The organism is Photobacterium sp. HL06 (genome assembly GCF_059552575.1).
The window spans coordinates 2,328,925-2,349,950 of record NZ_CM183914.1 but is presented as its reverse complement, the minus strand read 5'-3'; the positions used below and the strand labels follow the sequence as shown (position 1 = coordinate 2,349,950).

General features: G+C 43.0%; 18 protein-coding genes. 2 read left to right on the top strand and 16 right to left on the bottom strand.

All coding sequences use genetic code 11. The features are described from left to right. Positions 1–340 precede the first annotated feature (340 nt). On the top strand, positions 341–2,149 hold the full coding sequence (locus tag AC51G0_RS10880) for a M3 family oligoendopeptidase (RefSeq protein WP_496298420.1): 1,809 nt from the start codon (positions 341–343) through the stop codon (positions 2,147–2,149). Between the two features lie 78 nt (positions 2,150–2,227). On the opposite strand, the gene AC51G0_RS10875 is transcribed toward AC51G0_RS10880, so the two are convergent. Continuing rightward, on the bottom strand, positions 2,228–2,899 hold the full coding sequence (locus tag AC51G0_RS10875) for an outer membrane beta-barrel protein (RefSeq protein WP_496298419.1): 672 nt from the start codon (positions 2,897–2,899) through the stop codon (positions 2,228–2,230). A gap of 336 nt (positions 2,900–3,235) precedes the next feature. On the opposite strand from AC51G0_RS10875, the gene trpB reads away from it, so the two are divergent. Further along, positions 3,236–4,468 carry a tryptophan synthase subunit beta gene (gene trpB / locus AC51G0_RS10870; protein WP_496298417.1) on the top strand — a complete coding sequence of 411 codons (1,233 nt, stop codon included), beginning with the start codon at positions 3,236–3,238 and terminating at the stop codon, positions 4,466–4,468. Positions 4,469–4,572: 104 nt separating this feature from the next. On the opposite strand, the gene AC51G0_RS10865 is transcribed toward trpB, so the two are convergent. The 15 genes from AC51G0_RS10865 to AC51G0_RS10795 all read right to left on the bottom strand — a co-directional run bounded on the left by AC51G0_RS10865 (position 4,573) and on the right by AC51G0_RS10795 (position 20,976). Further along, the gene (locus AC51G0_RS10865) at positions 4,573–5,979 is read right to left on the bottom strand and encodes a YfcC family protein (RefSeq protein ID WP_496298415.1); all 1,407 of its coding nucleotides are present in this window, start codon (positions 5,977–5,979) and stop codon (positions 4,573–4,575) included. 74 nt (positions 5,980–6,053) lie between these two features. Beyond that, positions 6,054–7,163, bottom strand: a complete 1,110-nt coding sequence (locus AC51G0_RS10860; RefSeq protein ID WP_496298413.1) for an NAD/NADP octopine/nopaline dehydrogenase family protein — start codon at positions 7,161–7,163, stop codon at positions 6,054–6,056. A gap of 180 nt (positions 7,164–7,343) precedes the next feature. Beyond that, a complete protein-coding gene (locus AC51G0_RS10855) occupies positions 7,344–8,291 on the bottom strand; it encodes a LysR family transcriptional regulator (RefSeq protein ID WP_496298412.1) in 948 nt (315 codons plus the stop codon). Between the two features lie 262 nt (positions 8,292–8,553). Further along, complete coding sequence (locus AC51G0_RS10850) at positions 8,554–9,438, bottom strand: AraC family transcriptional regulator (protein ID WP_496298410.1); 885 nt, start codon at positions 9,436–9,438, stop codon at positions 8,554–8,556. 843 nt (positions 9,439–10,281) lie between these two features. Then, entirely contained in the window at positions 10,282–11,280 is a 999-nt protein-coding gene (locus AC51G0_RS10845) for a porin (RefSeq protein ID WP_496298408.1), read from the bottom strand. A gap of 131 nt (positions 11,281–11,411) precedes the next feature. Next, entirely contained in the window at positions 11,412–11,849 is a 438-nt protein-coding gene (locus tag AC51G0_RS10840; RefSeq protein WP_496298407.1) for a copper chaperone PCu(A)C, read from the bottom strand. A 168-nt stretch (positions 11,850–12,017) separates the two neighbouring features. Beyond that, on the bottom strand, positions 12,018–12,563 hold the full coding sequence (locus tag AC51G0_RS10835; protein ID WP_496298406.1) for an SCO family protein: 546 nt from the start codon (positions 12,561–12,563) through the stop codon (positions 12,018–12,020). A gap of 28 nt (positions 12,564–12,591) precedes the next feature. Continuing rightward, positions 12,592–13,104, bottom strand: a complete 513-nt coding sequence (locus tag AC51G0_RS10830; protein WP_496298405.1) for a TlpA disulfide reductase family protein — start codon at positions 13,102–13,104, stop codon at positions 12,592–12,594. An 11-nt stretch (positions 13,105–13,115) separates the two neighbouring features. Beyond that, a complete protein-coding gene (locus AC51G0_RS10825) occupies positions 13,116–14,237 on the bottom strand; it encodes a YncE family protein (protein WP_496298404.1) in 1,122 nt (373 codons plus the stop codon). Positions 14,238–14,247: 10 nt separating this feature from the next. Next, positions 14,248–15,126, bottom strand: a complete 879-nt coding sequence (locus tag AC51G0_RS10820) for a cytochrome c biogenesis CcdA family protein (protein WP_496301923.1) — start codon at positions 15,124–15,126, stop codon at positions 14,248–14,250. A gap of 599 nt (positions 15,127–15,725) precedes the next feature. After that, on the bottom strand, positions 15,726–17,210 hold the full coding sequence (locus AC51G0_RS10815; RefSeq protein ID WP_496298403.1) for a YncE family protein: 1,485 nt from the start codon (positions 17,208–17,210) through the stop codon (positions 15,726–15,728). Positions 17,211–17,254: 44 nt separating this feature from the next. Further along, the gene (locus tag AC51G0_RS10810) at positions 17,255–17,572 is read right to left on the bottom strand and encodes a c-type cytochrome (RefSeq protein WP_496298402.1); all 318 of its coding nucleotides are present in this window, start codon (positions 17,570–17,572) and stop codon (positions 17,255–17,257) included. Positions 17,573–17,922: 350 nt separating this feature from the next. Further along, complete coding sequence (locus AC51G0_RS10805; RefSeq protein ID WP_496298401.1) at positions 17,923–19,119, bottom strand: YeeE/YedE thiosulfate transporter family protein; 1,197 nt, start codon at positions 19,117–19,119, stop codon at positions 17,923–17,925. Between the two features lie 17 nt (positions 19,120–19,136). Next, positions 19,137–19,583 (bottom strand): hypothetical protein, encoded by a 447-nt coding sequence (locus AC51G0_RS10800; protein WP_496298400.1) that lies wholly within the window; start codon positions 19,581–19,583, stop codon positions 19,137–19,139. Between the two features lie 457 nt (positions 19,584–20,040). Continuing rightward, positions 20,041–20,976: a M14 family metallopeptidase gene (locus tag AC51G0_RS10795; RefSeq protein ID WP_496298399.1), complete on the bottom strand. Its 936-nt coding sequence runs from the start codon at positions 20,974–20,976 to the stop codon at positions 20,041–20,043. Positions 20,977–21,026: the final 50 nt, after the last annotated feature.

Below are 21,026 nucleotides of genomic sequence, written 5' to 3'. Positions count from 1 at the left end.
ATATATAATATTCATATTTTAATAAGCGTACTAATAGCGCTCCAACCTTCTATAGCAAGATCTATCGCCTCGAAAAATCCATATGGAATATCACGCTATTGTGTGTTTTGTAACCTTTATACTGCACAAACATGGCTAAGATCTGTTTCGTCACATTAGTGCTTTCTGCACAACTTAGAGAAACACTATCAGGGCCCTGGAGTGGCAAACTTTGAAGAATTACACTTGCCAAGAGCTTAAATTTGATAGTGCACATTATTATAAGCTACTCTAATATAATGAATTAATTTACATTGTTGATGAGCCGAAGAGAATGTTCTCGGCTGTTGAGGAGCGAGAAATGAATGCACCAAGCTGGGATCTTTCCATTGCCTATAATGATCTTTCCGATCCGAAAATAAATCAGGATATTAAGGTTGCGGAAGATAAAGTTGCGGCTTTCGCATCATTGAACCCGGATCGCCTTGATGATCTGATGAAGGCGATTGTGTTGAAAGATCAGCTTTCTATCATAGTGAGAACGTTATCCAGCTATGCCAACTGTCTTTCCTCGGTCGATGCATCCGATGATGGGGCGAAAAAGCTAGCTGGTAAAGTTGACAAGTTATTTTCGGCATTTGAACAAGCGGTCAATCCTTTTCTTCAGGCGTTGGTGCATTTGAATGACGATGAGTTCAACACGGTACTGGCAGGCAATGAATCGCAGGGCAAACTTGAAGCGCACCGTTTTAAGCTTGAGCGCGAAAGGCTGAAACGAAACCGCCTGCTGTCTGTTGGTGAAGAGCAGCTATTGTCAGCGATGAATGTTGATGGCCGAAATGCCTGGGGCCGTCTGTATGACAACCTGACCGGTAGCCTTTCAGTGACGTTGAAAATGGCTGATGGATCTGAAGAGAACATGGGGCTATCTCAGGCGGCGAGTATTCTTTATGGGCCAGATATTGAACGTCGGGAGCCTGCCTGGAAGGCGATTTCGGAAGTCATGCGAGTTCATGAACAGAGTTTTGCGGCTATTTTAAATGGCCTGGCTGGTGGACGGCTGACTGAGTATGAAAAACGTAGTCATACCGAGCAGGTACACTTTCTCGATTCCAGCTTGCATACCAGTCGCATCGAAAAGAGTACGTTGGATGCGATGCTCAAGGTTGCCAAAGATAACAAGGCAGTAGGGCGCAATGCAGGCCTGCAAATGGCCAAGCTGTTTGGCACTGATAAACTCAAACCTTGGGATGAACTGGCGTCTATGCCAGCACTGGCTGGTGACGAGAGTGACAGCTATAGCTTTGAACAGGGCATAGCGATTATCCGTGAAGCCTTTGCTGGTGTGGATCCGGAAATGGCAGATTTTGTCGATATGATGGTCGAAAGGCAGCTAATCGATGCTGCGCCGCAGCCAACCAAACGTCTTGGCGCATATTGTACCAAGTTCGCCAATACCCGTACCCCGTTAGTATTTATGACATGGGGCGGCAGCATGTCAGATGTACTGACCCTTGCCCACGAGCTAGGCCATGCCTTCCATAACTGGGTAATGCGAGATATGCCTTTGGTTCGTAGTGAATATCCAATGACATTGGCCGAAACGGCTTCTATCTTCGCCGAAAATATTGTCCGCGATGCGCTGATGGAGAAAGCAGAAAGCGATCAGGAAAAATTAATGATGCTGTGGGAAGAAGCGCAATCAGCACTGGCTTTGATGATCAACATTCCTGTCCGCTATGAGTTTGAAAAAGCCTATTATGAGCAACGTCAGCAGGGTGAATTTACGCCGGGCCAATTTAGGGAGCTGATGGCTGATACATGGCGAGAGTGGTACGGTGATGCTATGGATGAAACTAACGAAATGTTCTGGGCCAGCAAACTACATTTCAGTATTCCAGAGATCAGTTTCTACAACTACCCGTATCTGTTTGGTTACCTGTTCAGCAAAGGAGTCTATGCCCAGCGTGCTGTAAAAGGTGAGCAGTTTTACGCTGATTATAAAGCCTTGTTGCGTGATACAGGCTCAATGACGGCTGAAGATGTTGTAATGAAGCATTTAGGAATGGATATCAGACAACCAGAATTCTGGCAGCAAAGCATTGATACGGTTGCTATGCAGGTGCAAGAATTTGAGATGTTGCTGACAAAACTTATACCATCTAAGTAACTCCTGCTCTATTACGGAAAACGGCCTAACATGGTGATGTTAGGCCGTTTGCTCTCTTCACTTCGATATGGAAATCAATTAGAAGCTATATCGTGCACCTAGCTGGTAGCTCATCTCTTTTAGATCATCAAATGCACGGTGCTGAAGGTTTGCCTCGATGCTCATATGATCGGAAACTTTGAAGTTGTTACCTAGACGTAGCTCATACAGCGTATCGTCGTAACCTGCCACGCGCATCGCTGGCTCTACAGTCCATTGATCCATCAACTGGTAGCGGGCACCAATTTCACCAGTCAGGCCAGAGTCATCGCCTTTAATGGTTGTGCTGTTATTAGAGAAGCCGAATGCGTTAATATCAAGTTCAACTTCTGAACGAGAGAAGCCAGCTAGGCCATATACAGTGAAATCATCATTGATTGGGTGAAAATAACCCAAACCAAGAAGACCGTGGGAGATTGTTAGATCGTCTTTTGCTGTTGCGTCACCACGGGTTTCTAAGAAGAAGTTATCCGTAAAGTTCCAGCTACCGCGAAGGTACATACCTGCAGTGTTATCTGTAGTAGAAGCAGTCTGATCCCAAACTGATGCCGAAGAAATCAGGTCGTGGTTGTAAGAGCTCAGCTGCAAACCACCAGAAATATAGTTAAAGTTTTGCGTTAGATTGTGGCTCGCAGCGTCTGTTGATTCCGCTTGAACAGAAAAAGTTGTAGTCAAAATAGCAGCAAGTGGAAGTAATGCGAATTTTTTCATTGTTAAAGCCTGATTAGGTTAGTTAAAAACGACAAAACGACAAAACGACCAATGTTGTTCTCGTTTTAGAATATGTGCGGATGGTACACATCATAAAAACACTGTGCAATAACTTTTTGAACGGTGTTTTGTATTTCGCGGTTGATTGGATGCTTATTGAGCGCAAGGATTGTTTTTTATAAAAATGTGCTGGATGTATGCTTATGGAGCGTTATGTATTGCTTGGTAAATAACCAAGATCACATTTATTCCAGATACTCGTGTAGTTGCTATTCAATCAGCAACACTTAGTCTTTATGATAATGAGTGTACTCATTGAATAGGACAAGGAATGCCATGAAGAATACGTTTAACCACACTCTGCCTAATGCAGAAGGCTATTTTGGTGAATATGGCGGTAGTTTCATTCCTGAAGAACTACAAAAAATAATGGTCCAAATCACAGCTGCTTATGATGAATGCCGTCAGGATCCGGCATTCCAGGATGAGCTGGCACGTCTGTATAAGCACTTTGTCGGGCGCCCGAGCCCGATATTCCATGCTGAGAATTTATCTGCCAAATACGGCACTCCGATTTATCTTAAGCGCGAAGATCTTAACCACACGGGTGCTCATAAAATTAACCATTGTCTGGGTGAAGCCTTAGTTGCCAAGAAAATGGGCAAGAAGAAATTGATTGCCGAGACCGGAGCTGGACAGCATGGTGTTGCATTGGCAACGGCAGCGGCCTTGGTGGGGTTGGAATGTGATATTTATATGGGGGAGGTAGACATTGCCAAAGAGCACCCGAATGTTGTGCGAATGCGAATTCTAGGAGCCAATGTTATTCCGGCAACCCATGGTCGCAAGACATTAAAAGAAGCCGTAGATGCAGCGTTTGAAGCTTACTTGAAGGATCCGATTAACCAGCTGTATGCCATCGGCTCGGTTGTTGGCCCACATCCATTCCCTATGATGGTAAGGGATTTTCAGTCAATCATTGGCAACGAGGCTCGTATCCAGTTTAAGGAGATGACAGGTAATTTACCCCAGAACTTGGTTGCCTGTGTCGGTGGTGGTTCGAATGCAATGGGATTATTCACCGCATTTTTAGAGGATCAGGATGTCGCTATTCACGGTGTTGAGCCTGCCGGCCGTTCAATGACGGAAGTGGGAGAGCACGCGGCAACTTTGTCTTTGGGTGAGCCGGGTGTCATGCATGGCTTCAAATCCTATATGCTCAAAGACGATCAAGGAGAGCCGCAGGAAGTATACTCGGTTGCTAGTGGTTTAGATTATCCTTCTGTAGGTCCGCAGCATAGTTACCTGAAAGATATTGGGCGTGCAAATTACGGCACAGCGGATGATCAGGAAGCCATTGATGCCTTTTTCGAGCTATCGCGTTGCGAAGGTATTATTCCGGCGATTGAATCAGCCCATGCTGTGGCTTATGCGCTGAAATTAGCAAAAGCTGGTGAAAAAGGCTCAATCCTCATTAACCTGTCCGGGCGTGGGGATAAAGATATAGATTTTGTCGTAGATAATTACGGCAAGGATTATGGCATCGAGTCTTTATTAAAAACGAGCTAATAGTTTTAATGCATCGATAATAATAAGAAAGCCAGCTCTTGGGAGCTGGCTTAAGTTTTGACATTCAAAGAGGTTAGTTCTTTCAATATCGTTGTGGAGTCTTGTTAGCTGAAGGCAACTCCCAAGCTTAGCAATACCATCACCATCGCTGTTAAGAAGCCAAGCAGTGGGCCGATAAATTTAAGCCAGGAAGAATAGGAAACACGTCCGATAGCAAGACCGCCCATCACCACGCCAGAAGTCGGGGTAACTAAGTTAGGTAGGCCAGATGCTGACTGGAATGCTGTCACTACTAATTCACGACCGACACCCGCAAAGTCTGCAAGTGGCGCAAGTACTGGCATAGAAAGAACAGCCAGGCCAGAAGATGAAGGCACAACCAGACACAGTACAGCTTCAACCCAATAGATGGCATTGATAAAGGCGACTTCGTGCAGCCCACCCAGCAAACCTTCGGCATAGTTTAGAATGGTATGGGTAATATTGCCGTTATCCATCACGACTACTAAACCGCGGGCAATAGCGATAATTAATGCAACACCAAGCAAGTCTCGGGCACCGTTGACGAAACTGTCGGTGATTTCAACTTCTGACAGGCGGCCGACAAAACCGACGACAATACTGGCACCAATAAACAGAGCAGACAGCTCGGCCATCCACCAGCCAGCGATAGATACACCCCACATCATTACCGCAAACGTCAGGGCGAAAATTGCTAATACCGCTTTGCGCTTTCCTGTTAGTTCAGGAGCTTGCTGCTCTTTGCTATGTAGGAAGTGCTTTTGGTTTTCATCTTTTTGGTGGGCAACAATAGATTGCATTGGATCGCGCTTAACTTTCTCGGCATAGCGCATCACATAGATAACACATGCCAGCCAGCCTAGTACCAAAATAATGGCGCGCAGGGCGAAGCCTTCCATGAAGTTGATTTCGGCAGCATTGGAGGCAATGACGGTAGCAAATGGGTTGATGGTTGAGCCCAGGCAGCCGATGCCCGCACCAACCATAATGATTGCCACACCAACAATGCTGTCATAACCGGCTGCAATCATGACTGGGATCAGCAGGGCATAGAAAGGAATGGTTTCTTCTGCCATTCCATAGACAGTTCCGCCCAAGGCGAATAAGCCCATTAGGATTGGGATCATCCACTTTTCACGTCCGGACAGGCGTTTCATAGTGCCTGCGATACCTGCATCAATTGCCCCCGTTTCAGTTACTACGGCCAAGAAGCCGCCGATAACCAAGACAAACAGTGCCACATCAACCGCGCGAGCCGCATAGCTAGCAGGATCGTAGAAGCCTTGAATGGGTGCCATTAGTACATCAACGATACCTTGCGGGTTTGCATCGACAGTTTGGTATGAGCCTACCAGCGGAACCATACGGTTCAGCACTTCATTATTTTCCATCTGATATTGGCCTGCCGGGATCACCCAGGTCAGTACCGCCATCAATACAGTGAGCAACATCAAAATGGTATAGGCAGAGGGAAATTTTATTTTAGTCATACAGATGTCCTTTTCAGATGGGGCAAGCCGCCCCATGAGCGGGTGGTAACCACCTCTAATTTATGCAATGTAATCTAGGCCACGAAATCGATGATCTCTTGTGGCGACAGATTGGCAAGTCCCATCTTTTTCAGCGTCCGCCCGCTGGTGAAGTAGTCGGTATCGTTATAGGCATTATCTATGTGCAAGCAGGAGGTGATAAGCGGTGTTTCAACTCCGGCCAGCTGACCCAATTCATAGCACGGAACCAGTAAATAGGCAGCATCTTCTGTGATGTAGCGATTACTGGCAGAATTGGGTGCACTGTTTAATTTTCCGTGTGTTTCCGAGGTACGGTTAACCTCGTAAACACTTTCGCAGTCCATGGCATAGAGTGCATTCATTGCATCAAGTTCTGGTTGCAGTTCTAGCCCTAGTGCGTTTCCTATTGCCTGACGTTCGCTTTCCATTACCGCTGCGGCTTTTGCTGTCGAGACCGAACAGCAGTCTTTGTAGTAGTTGAACTGGCCGTCAAAGTTTTCCAGCAGGCCCATATTGAGTGTTGTAAGCAGAGGGTGGCCACCGAAGTTGATATTTTCCAGGCCGGCTTCGATGACACTCCCCAGTGGTGTCAGAGGCAATGGCATGACAGGCTGTAGCGCTTCGATCGCTTTTTTGGTTTGGCTGGCAGGGAAGGCCGAGACAGGCAGGTATTCTTTCATCCCAAGAATTGCCAGTTCGGCAGGGCCAATAATCCGGGTTGCCCAGGGAATGGAAATGGCATCGACAAAAGTGATTTTAAGCTCACCATAGCCTTGCTCTTGCTTGATGCGGTTTAATACCAGTGAGCCGTAGTTACCGGGCATCAACATGATGATTTGCCCATCACGTAAGTGCGGGAGCATGCTGGTGAACAGAGGTTCCTGGGCAAACGAGGGGACAGGCAGGACTAGCAAGTCTGAGTACGCGATGGTTTCTTCAAGATCGCGACTGATTTTATCTATCGATTGAAAACCGGCATAGGCGAGCGGAACATCGTTGAAGCTCGATAGGGCTTCGATACCGCCACGCTTTTCAATATCCCCCAAAGGCTGATCAAACCCTGCTGCGCCATACAAACAGACATCAGCCCCTTGAAGTGTGAAATGGTATGCCGCTGTTAACCCGGCGTTTCCTGAGCCGATAACAGATACACGAGGTGCCATAGTTCTTCCTTTTTGTAACGTGTTTTTCGTGTTTCCAGATTAAGGAAGAACCCAATTGGGGTGCCAATGACGAAGGCGCAAACTACCATGCAAAAAAGTTATACTCTCCGATTGTCATGTTAGTAAATTATTGATATTTAACTAATTGTTGGCTGTGATGATGTGAGCTATAGTCTCGGGTTATCTGTGATGTCGCGCATCTAAGCTTTCATCAAGGTCTCGCATCGGACCGATTTTAAGGTAGATATCCAACTCGTTGGCAAGCAGTAGGAACTGCTCGATAAATTGCTCAGCATGGCGATGAATAGGCTTGAGTGCCGGATAGAGAATGTCGAACTCGAAGGGAAGGCTAAATACCAACGGACGCATCACGACTTGAGGATGTTCATTTTCTATATGTGCGGTAAATGGATCGGTAATGGCAATCCCGACTCCTTCACGAACCAAGGCTGCTGCAGTACTGGCTAACGAGACCTCAATTTGTTCTACGGTTGACAGATTATAGCGGCGCAATAGGACATCAATGCGTCGCTGGATGGCATCTTTTTCGTGACGGATCAGCATCTGATCGGCGATATCATAAATGTCGATTACCGAGCGTTTGGCTAGCGGGTTATCAGCCGGGATCAGGCAGACGCATTCACACTCTATTTTTTGTGCTTTTACGCCTGCCAGATGTTCGTCGACAAAGGCAAACCCAATATCTGTTGTCTGGCTTTGAATTCGGCGGAGTACTTCTTCCGAGCGATAGGTCTTGAAACCGACCTTCATCCGCGGCGCATTCTTGAGAAATGTTGCCAGAATGCGGGGAAGGTAGGCATTTGATAATAATGGCATTGCTGCAATATTCAGGCTGCCGAAATGGCTGGAACGGATGGATTCGGCAGCATGATCGAGGCCGGTAACTGCGTCAAAGACTTTGGCGACTTCCAGATAGAATGCTTGCCCCTCGTCACTCAGGACTAATCGGTTTCCTTTACGGATAAACAGGTTGAAACCAAGGCGTTGCTCTAGTCCAGACAGCAATCGGCTGACGGCGGGTTGACTCAAGTTCAGGCGCTCAGCTGCTGCAGTGACAGTCTGGCATTCGACAATTGCTCTAAATGCGTTGAGTTGGGATAGCTTCATTAGAGTAGTGCCATTCTCATTTGCTTACTAATTATGGCCGTAAGCTATCAGATCTCATTATAAAATACTCATAAAGCACGCTATAACCGTGACAGTTAACGTAAAAAGATTGTGGCAGCCAATAATGCGCAAAAAGTTACCGCGAGATAATCATCTCTTATCATTTAGAAAAAGTATGAGGTGGAAGGGTATTGCTAAGGCACTAAGCTTAACTCTGTACCTGATCGTCTCGGGGAGAACAGGTTAAACTCTTGCTATAAAATCAACTAAAATGACTCCGGAACTCTTTAGGTAAGATCCCTGTATGACATTTAAAAAACTTGGTCATATTTGTTGGCTCATCAAATCCAGTTTTAAAGCAAATCTCCTTAATGCTATAGTCGCTGTTGGCTAACAATCTTTTTATTTCAAGTACAAGCCTTTCATCAATAAAGTGTCTAATCGTTTTTCCTGTGAACTCTTTACATATAGTATTTAACTTTCGATAGGTAACATTCAATTCGTCGCAATAAAATTGTGAGTTTCTTGATTTGAATACGTTTTCTTCTACTAATTTTTGTAATCGAATAAAGACTGAATATCCTTTTTTATTATCAATGAAACCTTGTTCTCTAGCTTGCTTACGCTCTACATAATGCATTAACGTTGTCAGTTGACAACGGATAATTTCTTCTTTCAGTACGTCTTCTGAACGTAGATATTCACGGTACATCACTTCAAACAATGCAATGAAGTCTTCATATAGGTCATCGTCATCGGGAATAGCAAGCTTCGGCGAGTTAAGCGCGCAGTTAAATAATTTATAGTACAACTTGTCACTTAATCCCTCGAGGTTTCGATTAATGAACTCCTCAGTGAAATAAAGGATATATCCGTTAGCATTATCGTTGTCTTCAAAAGCGTGTAGTTGCCCTTTACAAACAAAGAACAATGACATTCCCTCGTAGTTAAAATCAGTGAAATCTATATGGTGAAACCCTTCGCCATCTATGAAAAAAACGATGGCAAAAAAGGTGAGGCGATGGGGAGTATAAGGATTTGCATTATACTCTCGTCCTTTTTCGAAAAACACTTTCAGGGGGGACACAACAAAATCACTATTATTAAATGAGTTAATAAAACTAGTGTTGATGATCTCATTTTTCATGAGTTTCCCCCGATGTGAAATTTACATTATATCACAACTATTTAGAGGGTTTTTGATATGTATCTCAATAGTCTACCGTCATAGTCGATCTTTTTATCAAGGGAAATGATTTTATACTGTGCGATCAGATCAGTTACAAGAGTAAATGATCAGATTGCACATGCATAGGGATACATAGAGAGCTGAGTAAGGACTTTCGTAACACCTATTCCACGTATGGGATATCGAAGGCAGGACAAAGCGGTTCAATCAACAGTGTTAGAGGTTTACCGTACATCGATAGTATTTCTTGCCTGAGTGGTGGACAATCAAATGTCGAACTTCACGAGCTAACAGGAGGTTTGCGGTCTTCAATGGACGTCAAAATCTTTAAAATCATCCAAAGAACGACAATATATCCCACAGTCGTTTCTATATATCACCCCCTGAACCTCCTTGCCGTCTGGAAGTACGATTACTATCATTTGTTTTAGATTATAAATGCTGCCTGTATGTGTATCACATACGTTTGGGAAATCGTTGTTTTTAAATAGCTCAATTAACTCGTGTTTATTCACAGTGTATCTCATTATTGAGTGAATTTGTCGCGTTAGGAGGCACGGTGTAATGGTTAGTCATTTAACTTAATTAATTAATCCGGTTGTGATGCCAATTTACATATTTTACCTTATTCATTATCAGAGTAGGGTAAGAGTATATTTCAAACTGAGCCATACAATGGAATCACTACCGGATTAAGTTATAATAAAATATCAATGCTTAATACATAGAGTGATGCTAAATCACAATTATTATTCTTCAGCTCAACTATATGATTAGCTAGATGTTAGTTTAATGACAGGATTAGTAATATAGAGCGATACCGGCACTTAAGTTATCATTGCCATCACTGTCTGTAGATGCTGCTTCAGCCCATAATTCCAAGTTTTCAAATCCTTGATATTTTACTCCTGCCACTAAGAGGTCATCGTCTGCTGAATCTAAGTTAGCATTTCTTCTTGTATGCCCGATAGAAAGTTTAGTATCGTTTATTTTATAACTTATAGCGACACCCCAGTTATTTTGGTCACCAGTAGTGGGGTTGTTTTCAACCAGTTCATATAAACCGGCAACATAAAAATTATCGATTTTATAACTCATCGCAAGCGTGTTTCGGTGATAATCAGTCGGTACCATACGGTCGATATCTACACGGCTCAGAGCGACATATAGATTATCTTTGGTAAATAACAAACGATAACCTAATGCATCGGAATCTTCATCGTTTGTATCAATCAGAGACAGATTAGTTACTTTAGCCTGTAAAGTACCATTAGCAAATTTCGGTGTTGCATAGGAAAGGACATTAAAGCCGTATCCGCCCTGGTCAAATAACATGTTAGGGTTTTGAGAGTAGGGCTCCCAACTGTTAGTTTTAAACAAGTCTAATACACGATATACATCTAGATAGTTACCGCTTGGCCCCTGGCCGATTACAGCGGTGCCATACTTGGTTGGAAGTGCAATGACGGCAGTTCGAACCCAGATGTCGTCATCGCTGTCAAAGGGGCTACTAGGGCTTATTGATGAGTTAAGTTGTGAGTTAGCTGCTGGAGCAAAGTCGACATCTAAATGATAAACAGCTTTGAAGTTCTCATATTTATACATGCCTTTAGCACCGATTGATGCTCGGACAACCTCGGTATTGATGTCTTCATCTTCAAATGACGTCGTGCGTACCTCAATAGCACCAAATAAAGGGCTATCGGATACCTCAAGCTTACTGTCATTAGCCAATGAGGTTGTCGAGACGATGCTTGCTACTGCCGCAAAACTATAGGTGGCAAGTGTTATTTTGTTCACAATTATAAAGTCCTTCTTCTTGGTATTTATTAGTAAGTTATTATTAATCAGAGTCAGATATAAAAAAGGTGGAATTAGTGTCGGTTTAATTAAACAACATCGAGCAAGACCACCAAGGCTAAACTAAGGTTCTACATTCCCATTTCATTCTGCAGCGAGTTTTTGACCTCTACTTCCCGGGTTATACGAGTGCCATCACTTAACTCAAACTCAACATCAACCCAGTCACCGCTATATAACGTATCTTTTAAGCCCATTAGCATGACGTGTAGGCCACCCATTTTGAGTTCTGTTTTTGATTTTGCGGGAACAGCAATGTGGTGAACCGGCTCCATGCTAACGATGCCATCTTTTTGTTTTATTGTATGGAAATGGGCCATTTTTGCAGCCGGTGAATGTACCGATGTCAACAAAACATCTTCATCGCCAGTGTTGGTAAACGTCATAAAAATTGCGGTATTACTACTTCCAGCAACAGGCTCTTTAACCCAGCAATCGTTAGTTTTAATTTGAGCAACAGCGTTATTTGCTAAACACAAAAATACCAGTGATGCTAACCACTTATTCATACTTTTCGCCTTTTCATTATGTTGTTAATTGCAATAATTCAAACTTTTAGTTGTATCGGTACATGTTTAAGGTATTACTTCTCTGCACAGAATGATCTATCTGTGTAGAGTGGAATTACAGCGAGAGTAGTCGGCCTTTATGGCTGCCGAACAGTACTAACGAATAAGCTAACCTTGTAGGTACTCTTTAATGGTTTTTGTTATTTTTGATGGTGAGGTGCCGTAGCCAAAAATTTCAATGAACTTTCCTTCTTTATCCATTAGATAAATAAAGGCACTATGAAAAATGGTACCACTGCCACCATCTGCTTTTTTTGAGCGACCAAAGGTTGCATTGAATGCTTTCGCGGCGGCAGAAATTTGTGTTTTCGTGCCGGTTAAACCAACAATATTTGGGTGAAATGCTGTTACGTATTTAGCTAAACGAGCTACATCATCAATTTCTGGATTAATTGTGATCAATAAAGGTTGCACCTCCTCATTAAGGGTATCAAGTTGTGACATCGTCTGAACTATATCTGTCATCGTTGTTGGACATATTATCGGGCATGATGTGAACCCAAAAAATACCAATCTGAGTTTGCCGTTGTACGAGGCTTCGGTTACTTGGTTTCCATGATGATCTATGAGTTCAAAGTTTCCTGGAATGAGCTCCTGGGCTATTGTGACTCTGGACAGGAAAATAACCAAAATAAATAATAGTCGAATTTTCATTTTCTTCACTACCACGATTAAATTCAAATTAATGAGTTAACTCACTTAAGAGGCCTTCACACTCCCAGGGCAATGCCCCATAGACTCGTTTGATTTCTAAACCATCGGCATCGAAAACTATCGTTGCTGGCATACCCAATAACTTAAACTGATAAAACAAGTTATTGGTGTCGAATAGCAATGGGAGATTAGCTACCTTTAGTCGATTAAAGAGTGCGGTACTTTTCTCAAGGCTATTGGCATCAGTATTGATTGGCAGTACGTTATAACCCTGTTCTTTGGCTTGTTGTATCGAAGCATCTAATTCTGGTAGCTCTTTTAAACAAGGTGCACACCAGGTTGCCCAGAAATGCAGTATTGTAATTTCACTATCAGAATTTATGTCATTGATGAGGTTTTGCGTGCCTTTTTCATTAACAACACTCGCTTCATATTGATCAATTTTGCTGCCTTGTGATTGAACTAATGATTGATCTATGCACTCTGCTAAAGCGCTATTCATGCCTAAACTCAGACAAAGGAAAATGAAAACTCTACTCATTTTATATCTACCTAGTGGCAATAGTTGTTAGTTAACGCCATTGTGATTCCCGCAATATCTTGCGGAAAGCCAGCCAGCAACCCCTTTAACTGACGTTTTTTCATATCAAACAGGGCAACTTCGCCACTGTTTTTGACTGAGACGGCGAGCAGGCGAGAGTCTGATGTTACGACACCATTATCAGGGGCTCCATCAAGCGTTATACGGTGCTCAACTGAGCCTTTTATAAGATTAACAAATGCTATTTCTCCTTTTTCGCCAATGATTGCAGCCGTTGTGTCGATCCAGCCTGTATTTATCGCCACGGGCTTTTCGACCGTTTTAAGGCTGTTTATTTTTTCAAAAGTAATGGCTGAAATGACAGTGACTGTGCCATCGTCATAGTTCGGGACCATGATTTTTGCGCCATCGGCTGTGCCCCAGGGTCTGCCAGGTTTTTTGCCAACATTAATTTCTGCAATTTTTTCGAAATTAATCAAATCTAGGACATAAACAATATTCTTCTTGGCATCACTAATAAAACCATAGCTACCGTCGATACTACGGGTGAGAGCCGACAACCCAATTGCTTTTTCGGCTAGATGAATCTTATGGGCGACTTTATTTGTGATCAGATCGATGACAAGAAGTAGCCCCTGCTCCCGCTCAGTAACATAAAGTTGAGAACCATCGAAACTAAAGGAAACCAGATCACCACTCGTTATACCCTCAACATGGGCTAGAGTTTGCCCGCGATGAATATTTTTTACTTCCAAGATATTATTTTCAGCATCAAAAATAGCCAGGTTAAAATCAAGCGGACTTAATGTAATAAAATCAGGTCGCAACTGCAGTGGAATAGTATGTTGTTCCATTTCTGTCGACTTGAGATTAACAAGTGTTAATTCTTTATCTTCAGGGTGAGAGACAATTAATACGTCCATCCCTTTTGAGGCAGTGATGCCTCCTGGCTTTTTGTCGAACTGAATGGAACTGGCTTTCAATCCCTGCTCTAGATCCAATACCTCCACAGAACGTTTTGATTGGCTTACTGTAAATGCGTATCGTGCACCATCGTCAAAGCCTGAGGACAAGGCCTGCGAGGTGTATAGTATGCTTACAATCAGTAAGCTTTTCGTGATCAGTTTTATCATGCTCTTCACCTTAATTCAGGCCTAGCCATGGATAAATCAAGTCACTAATAACATGGAAGTTATCTGTGATAAGTACCAAGCCAAAGCTAATAATTAATATCATAGAGACGAAGCCGATCTTGCTGCTATATTTCGCCAGGCCTTCCAGTAAAGGTAATGACTTCGATAGGAATATAGCTGCGAGCAAAAACGGTACGGTGATGCCGATGGAGAATAAAAACATCACTAATGCGCCAGTTAAAGGGCTTCCTAATGAACCGACATAAATAAACAGGGTTGCGATAATAGCCCCGCCAAAACAAGATATGCAGCCCAATGAGAATGCTATCGCGACCAGTGCTGAGCTCCATATACCTCGCTTGTCTAATTTTGCCACATAGTTGGCACCGGGGATGTTACAAACCATCGGAGCATGGGTTCGTATTCCCATCCATATCCCTAAGGCAATGACTAACACGCCAGCAATGATGCTAATCATACGGCTAGACTCTGAAAACAAAATTTGAGCTTCTTTGCCTGAATAGCCGACAAATGCTCCGGCTGATGTAAAGAGGATGATAAAGCCGCCGGTAAAAGCCAACGCGACCTGAATGAGCCTAATTTTTGAGGTTTTATCGAGTTGTTTAAATTGAGATAAATTTTCAGCCGTAACACCGGTCATCGTAACTAAGTAAATCACTAACAGCTGTAATAGGCATGGCGTCAATACTGCTGAGAGTAAGCCAGCTGATAAGCTCAAGACTAATAGTGGTGTGAAAGCTGTTTTCGTTTGCAGTTCATCTGGAATTTGAACAGGGTATTGCCAAACATAGGCAAGTTTCCAACGTTTGTCTGGCTCGGCAGCATAAAGATTATACTCTCCCCAGCGATGGAATAGTTCTAAGCGCACCTCTTTGGTCGATGGGCTAATAACGGGGTTGCCTAAAGTATCTTTTTTTGGGAAAAGGAATATATTTGTACGGTGATGTTCTACTTCCTCCGGTCCCTCGGCCCGGATCGGTGAATAACGTTTTCCGTCAACGACCAGCTCTGCCTCAGGGATCTTATTTGGCAGGTCAAAATCATGGGTTGTTTCGACAACAAAGAATACAAAGTTATTGTCTGGTCGATATTCACTCACTAAGCCCGCTTTGTCAGAGTACTGAAAATACTCAGGAATAGCGAAAAGCGCATCGACTTCAACATTAATAGGAAGGTTGACTCGTTGAGTTAAGTACTGCGTAATACCGGTAGTTTTAATTCGTTTTTCTTGTTTTACCGTTATACCAGTATCTCTAAGCACTTGCTTTCCCTGGATGAGATATGGAAATGCTAACCAACTCATTGCTATTCCAGCCATTGCAATGAATATTACGAGCGCTGTAGCAAAAAGCTTCATTCCCCGCATATGATGAATTACTGAGTTCATTATGCTATCTACCTTCAGTGAAAATGCTTAGATCCTGCTTTAATTAAGAAGGCGATCCATCGCCTTCTTGTGATAAGTACCTAAAGATCTAGCGCCTTACCTTTTTTATAGGGATCAACACCCATGTGAGCTCCGCCTTGATCGGTTACTGTTCTTGACTCGCCGTTCTCGTCATAATGAACGAAGGTCAAGCCATGGGCGCCACCATGCTTAGGCATTGGGATCTGTTTGGTATTCTCGTGTGTCTTCCAGTCAAATACCCAAATTTCACCCTCACCATTACTGGTGGCCCAAATTTCTTTTCCTGTCGGTGATAGCACTAAGTGATCAACTTGGTAGGCTGACGGGATAGTATCGGTGAGATTGCCGGTTTCAGCATCAATAACCGTAATAGTACGGCCGAACATGCCAGCGGTTTCACCTTTGTTTGCAATCCAAAGCTCTTTACCGTCTGGCGTTACAACAGCACCATAAGGACCGATGCCTGTCGCCTGAGCCCAAACGATCTCACCCGTTTCAATGTTGATTTTACTTACGTTACTGGTGCCGCCTGCCGGTACATACATGTGCTTATCATCAGGATCAAATGCAATCCAGTTTCCGCGATAACCCGGGTATGGGTATTCTTTTACGACCCTCCAGGTTTTTGGATCAACTTTGGCAATCCAAAACGGTTTCATTGAAAGCAAGTCACCACGGTATAACAAGTTTGCGCCTAGGTAGCCTTCAGTGACTGGGTTATTGGTGTAGCCTGTTGGCTCCATCAGAATGTAGATGTAGCCATCATGGCTATAAGCCGTGTATGACGCTCCGCCCAAATCCTCATCACGTATTCCGCCGACGACTTCATCCGTCTCAGGATCGTAAAGGAAGACATCCAAACCATCTGGGTCACGGCTGAATGTATCAAATAGAATGTATTCATCTTCGAAGATCTTGGCGTGGTGGATACGGCCGCCGACGGTTACCTGCTTAAGAGGCTTAAGAGACAGGGCATCCATGACCAACAGTGATGCTGGAGCCATTAAGTTAGCATCAAGCAAAACTTTCGTTTTATCCTTGCTCTTATCCCATTTCTTTTCTTCACCACCTCTAGGACGACCACCTGTAATATATACTTTATCACCCTTAGGTGATGAAACTGTGGTGTGGACCGCGCCCATTAGTTTTCTTGAGATAGGGCGAGAAGTAATAACTTCTTTAGTTAGTGCATCACCAACTACCACCTGGCTGGTACGGTTTTTGTTTTCTTTACCTTTTGGGGCCCGCGGGTGCTTATCCCTGCCGATATTTTCATAAAAATAGAGCTTGCCAGGTTCTGGTTTAAAAGCAGGCTCTGCTTTTTCAAATTCTTTGATAACTTTCGCGTTATAAGTAGTTTGTCCTTTTTCTGTACTTGCTTTACGCTCCCAGTTTTTCTGAATTGTTGAAAAACTTTGTACTTCAACGATTTTTTTATCTATCTCAGACTCTGTTTGCTCTATATTAGCCGAAGCCACTCCGCTCATTGCGGTTGATATGCTTAGTGCCAAGGCAGACAATACCAGAAATTTTCCTGATTTCATGGCCTTTCCTCTTGATGGTTATGGGGTAGGGGGGAAGATAAAAATTAGTACTCTTCTTTGTTAAACTTGTCTAAATATACAGATAGGGCGACAATGTCTTCGTCATTCAGGTTTAATTGATTAGCAATTGGTGCCATTTGTAGAACTGAATTTAATGCAGTAGAAATATCGATAGGCTCTGGACCCCAGGTGAGATCTGGTGCATGCACTCCCTCTGCATTTTTACCATGACACATCCAGCAACCTACAGGAGCTTGAAAGATAGCCTCACCTCTTTTAGCCAACTCAGAGTCGTCAGCCTGAGCTGTATGGCTAAGTGCTAAAGCAGCAAATGCCAGAGTAAATATTGATTTGTTGATCATGGTAATTAACCTATTTTAAATAAAATAAAGATCTAATCTATTGCTTTTGGAATACTGGCAAAGATTTTTTTGTTGGAAATAGTTTAACTGGGCTATGATTTCATTAAAGGTTGGAGCGTGACTGAAAATGGTAGCTGTTGTCGTATTGGTTAAAAGAGAGAGGTAGATCACTAGCATTTAATTGAGAATGAATATCAAAAAATCACATGAGAACTCAACGTAAAGAAGCTGTGCAAATATATGAATATCGCCCCAATAGATCAACTAGTTGCGTATATATTTGTGTGGTAATAGATTTGTGTGGTAATAGGTTTCAATATGATGATGTGAAAGATTTAAATAATTTGTAATTAAAGGTACCAGCGTTTTTTTTGTGCTAGCTTGATCGCTAAGTTCCAACAAGTGACAAAAGTCAGTGTTAAACAGATTGAAAGGATAAGTCCAAATAAGTCATGATTTAAGAAAAATTGTTCTCCGAGGGGGGTACGTTCTTGCCAATCGGCGGTTATCTCCCGGCTTAGCAAGCCGTTATTTTTGCCAAGTGCGGTGAATATTGAGCCGCTCCAACCCATGAAAAACAGAGTAACTAATGCCTTAATATTACCTTCAGCGCTTCTCCATAACGTACCTGATGCGCACCCTCCTCCAAAAATCATCCCAAAACCAAACAAAAAACCACCCAATAAAGAGCCTAGCCAGAATGTAGGGGGAATAGCAGGGGATATATCTATCTTAAAATAAGTCATCAACAGGCCATTGCTTATCACACTTAGCAAAAGCAGAATCAAAATGGCATGAGTCATTGAAGAGTTACCACCAAGTATTGGTGACCGAATAGCGCTAGAAAAGCAAAAACGCGAATGTTGCATGATAACGCCAAAGCATAGGCCAATCACAATGAGAACTGCGCGATGGGACAAACTTGCATCATCCGTGTTGTACCAACTGTAAGCCCATATTATCAAGGCAAGAAAGATTAAATAACCACACGTTTGCCATCGTTTTGATGTCAGTGCCTTAGGTGGCTTTGCCGGTTTCCCCCATTTAATGTTAAACAATGTCCACATAAAACATTGATATCCAGCCAATGCGCCAATGAATAACCCAATAAGCATGACAAAACCAGTCGGTGCACTTAGCGATATTGGTGAGAAAAAGCCACCAACAGTGCAACCACCTGCAAGCGTTGCACCTAATCCCATCAAACAGCCGCCAATAACAGCCCATAGGGCGTTTTGTTTGCCGATAAAAACAAGGTTAAACTTTTTAGTGGCTAACGCTATGGCCATGGCGCCGAATAAAAAACTTATATTCATCAGAGAAATACGATGATAGAGAGGATTGTCAGGCTCTGATTTAATATTGAGAATTTCATTTAAGCCAATAGAATAATTGAACCAATCTCCCCATAGTCTGACACCAGAAAACACACCCCAAAAGACTTGGTTAACCAACAATAACCCTATTAATGCTAGTATTAGTAAAGCGGCTAAATAGGGAGATTGAGTTAGTTTGTTTATCTGACGAAGAACATTGCTAAATTTCATCGTATTAACCCTATTGGTTAGTTGCAGGATTTTGGGTTGTCAGAATCTTTGGCACCATTGAGTAAGTAGCTCCCAAGATCTGAATAGATGTCATCTTCATTTATATCCAGTAAAAGCTCGATTGTTTTATCTTTTTTTACTAAGTCACTACGGTAATTCAAGGTGAAATAATCAGATAACGACTGTATTTTACTATTTGTTTTATGTTTATTTTGTTCTAAATACGTATGCCACTCATCCATCGTCCGCCCATTAGGTGGTACTTCTATTTGATATTGATCTTGATGGCAATTACTACAAACATGCTCAAAGAACAATTGGCCCCGTTTAGCAATTCCTTTATCAAATTGAGCCAGTAATTCCTGTTGTTTTGGAGAGTAGGCGGGTTCTGTACATCCCACTAATACCAAACTAAAAAAAAGCAGTGAAATATTTGAAATAGGGTACGGGTTGAATATTTGCATATGTAATCAATTCTCCCTTTACTTAAGCTGTGTTAGTTAACTTGGCTGTTCATGTTCATGTTCATGTTCAAGCCCATGAATTACTGGTATAAGGTCAACCGTTATATGATGAAATCGGCAGATATTGACTTTTTGGCAAGTATGGAAAATAAATCAATATTATATTCCAAATATTTTCATATAAAAGGTTGGATCATGATTAAAAATGGTAGCTATTGTCATCTATCTTTCGATATAAAAATAAGAAATTAGCAATGGCATGCTGAAAATGATTGTGATTGAAATTAGGGGGTAATAGGTGGGGTTGTACTTACGAAGCAAAGGTTATGTATTCGGAGCCGTAGTTTGCGATGCTCGCTTGTACGGTGGTGTAAGAGGAGGGAGGCTGGAGGCCTCCTCCTAATTGATTGTATCTATAGCGCTAGATCCCGACTTGAGCGCTATTATCAACGCTGCCCTAAGAAGCTGAGCTATTTTGCTGGCTGATAATGTAATCGAGAGCGCCGGTAACGGCTGCGACCTGTGCATCGTTACATTCTTGTTCACTGACCTGTGGGCTATCTGGGTAGACTTCGGTTGTTGTGCCGTAAATACAGTTTGTTAACCCGCTGCACAGCCCTAGTTTCTTGGTAGGGTAATTGATCACGCCTTCTTGAGTAATTGCTTCACCAATGATTTTGCCTTCTTCATCGGGTGGCGCTATGTGGGTAACTTTTCTTACCGATTCAATGATGGCTTTCTGGAATTCATCCTGAGGGTTGTCGGTATCGCCTACTAGGTAAAAGCCATCCGGCACCATGCCTTTGACATACTCAATCCCGTCACGGGCCGCAAGCGCGGGCCTGAACTCGAGCTCGTCAGTATCTGTTGTTTCATGCAAATCGATATGCGCAAGAATATCGGAACCCAGTGAGGTAACTAACTGCATTAAGGCTGCAGACTCCTCTGCTGGGCTATTTTCGTAGAAAGAGCGATTTGGATCGACAGCATTTGGGTTCCAGCGATTGATGGTCTCGTATCCCCAAGGGCTGACACAAGGTGCGACAATAATATTAAACTTGTCGCTGTAGTTAGCGGCTTGAGTATCAAGGAACTTAATGGCCCCATGTACACCGCTAGTCTCATAGCCATGTACGCCGCCGGTTACTAACACTGTCGGTTTGTCGGTATCCCAGTTGCGAGTTTTAACGGCAAAGAGAGGGTACTTTTCGCTGTCGTATGAAAGTGCGCCGTATTGAAGTAGGTCAAAACGCTGCTCAAGCGGGATGAGTTTTGTAACGACTTCTTCCTGGTAAGAGCGCTTGATAATGACCTGCTCAAGCCAGGCTGTCTTTTCCTTATCACTCCACTTTTGTCCTGAAATTCCAATTGGGTAACTGTGTGAACTGCTCATTACTCTGCCTTTGATTATCGTCGTTATTCGAGGATGCCTTGTGAGAATAA